The organism is Kitasatospora sp. NPDC001660 (assembly GCF_053596725.1).
In genome coordinates this window covers 1-2,243 of sequence record NZ_JBSFGU010000132.1, presented here as the reverse complement: position 1 = coordinate 2,243, position 2,243 = coordinate 1, and the positions used below count along the sequence as shown (strand labels likewise).

The window sequence follows — 2,243 nt, the reverse complement described above, 5'->3', positions numbered from 1 at the left end:
AGGCCCAGTCGGCGGGCCCGGACGCGCCGCTCGCGGAGCTGGACCCGGCCGTGCACACCGCCGCGACCGCCCGACACCTGTCACTGACCCTGCCGCCGGACGTCACCGCCGCCCTGCTCACCGACACGGCCGCCCGCTACCGGGCCACCGTCAACGACGTCCTGCTCACCGCGTTCGCCCTCGCCGTGAACGCCTGGCGGGACGGCGACGCCACGCACGTCCTGGTCGAGCTGGAGGGCCACGGCCGCGAGAACGTCGTCGAGCACGCCGACACCACGCGCACGGCCGGCTGGTTCACCAGCATGTTCCCCGTCCGCCTCGACCCCGGCACCCCCGGCGACCCCGCCCGCGCCCTCAAGGCCGTCAAGGAGCAGCTGCACGCCCTGCCGGACAACGGCATCGGCCACGGCCTGCTGCGCGGCGCCCTCGCCGGCGCGCCGCGCCCGCAGCTCGGGTTCAACTACCTCGGGCGCTTCGCCGCGGGCGAGGAGAACGCCGACTGGGCGCTGTGCACCGACGTCGCACTCGGCGACGGCCGCGACCCGCGGATGCCGCTCGCCCACGCGATCGAGCTGAACGCCGCGACCCTCGACCAGGCCGACGGCCCGCGGCTGACGGCCGACTGGTCCTGGCCCGACGGCCTGTTCACCGAGGAGCGGATCCGCGAACTCGCCGAGGCCTGGTTCACCGCCCTGCGCGCCCTCGCGGCGACCACCGGCGGCGGCCTGACCCCGTCCGACGTCCGCCCGCTGGTGGAGGTCACCCAGGAGCAGATCGACCGCCTGGAAGCCGACCACGGCCCCCTCGCCGACCTCCTCCCGCTCTCCCCGCTCCAGCAGGGCCTGCACTTCCACGCCACCTACGACACCGAGGGCCAGGACGTCTACACCGTCCAACTCGCCCTCGACATCGAGGGATCCGTGGACCGCACCGCGCTGCGCTCGGCGCTGCGCACCCTGCTCGCCCGGCACCCGAACCTGCGCGCCGCCTTCCGCCAGGACGGCCTCGACGCGCCGCTCCAGGTGATCCCGGCGGACGTCACCCTGCCCTTCGAGGAGGCCGACCTCACCGGCCTGCCCGAGGCCGAGCGGGCGGCGGCGGCCGACCGGCTCACCACCGAGGACCGCACCCGGCGCTTCGACCTCGACCGGCCCCCGCTGATGCGCTTCACCCTCATCAGCACCGCCGCCGACCGGCACCGGCTGGTCGTCAGCCACCACCACCTGCTGCTGGACGGCTGGTCCATGCCGGTCTTCCTCGGCGAGCTGTTCGCCCTCTACGGCACGGGCGGCGACGCCGCCGGGCTCGCCCGGGTGACGCCGTACCGCGAGTACCTGGGCTGGATCGCCGGCCAGGACCGCGCGGCCGCCGAGGCGGCCTGGCGGCAGGTGCTGGACGGGCTGGAGGAGCCGACGCTGCTCGCCGCCCCGGACCCGTCCCGCGCCCCCGTCCTGCCGGTCCGCACCCGGCTGGAGCTGCCGGAGGAGCGGACCGCCGCGCTGGCCCGCTTCGCCCGGGAGCGCGGGGTCACCGTCAACACCGTGGTCCAGGCCGCGTGGGCGATGGTGGTGGGACGCCTCACCGGCCGCGACGACGTGGTCTTCGGCGGGACGGTCTCGGGCCGTCCGCCGCAGGTCGCGGGCGTGGAGTCGATGGTCGGCCTGTTCATCAACACCCTGCCGGTGCGCGTGGCGCTGGATCCGGCGGAGCGCTTCGGCGCCCTGCTGGAGCGCCTCCAGGACCAGCAGGCCGGCCTGATGGACCACCAGTACCTGCCGCTCGCCGACCTCCAGCGGATCGCCGGACTCGGCGAACTCTTCGACACCCTCGTGGTGTTCGAGAACTACCCGCTCGACGCGGACGGGCTGCGCACGGCCGCCGGCGGGCTGGGCATCGTGGGCGGCGACAACCACGAGTCCACGCACTACCCGCTGAGCCTCACCGTGAGCCTCGGCCGCTCGCTCGGCCTCGACCTCGCGCACCGGCCCGACCTGCTCGACCAGGACCGCGTGAACGCGCTCGCCGCGACCTTCGTCCGCCTGCTCGGCGAGGCCGCCGCGCTCGCGGAGGAGCCGGTCGGCCGGCTGCGGCTGGGCGAGCCGGCGGGCGAGGCGCTCATCCTGGGCGCCTGGGCGGGCGAGGCGCAGGCCGCGCCGGAGCTGGAGCCGCTGCTCGGGCGCTTCGCCCGGCAGGTGGCCGCCACTGCGGACGCCACCGCCGTGATCAGCGGGGACGAGCGCCTC

Annotated in this window: 1 protein-coding gene; it reads left to right on the top strand. The window is 76.0% G+C overall.

The features are described 5' to 3' along the window. The coding region (locus ACWCXH_RS39865) for a condensation domain-containing protein (protein WP_449806407.1) at window positions 1–2,243 on the top strand (2,243 nt) is incomplete at both ends.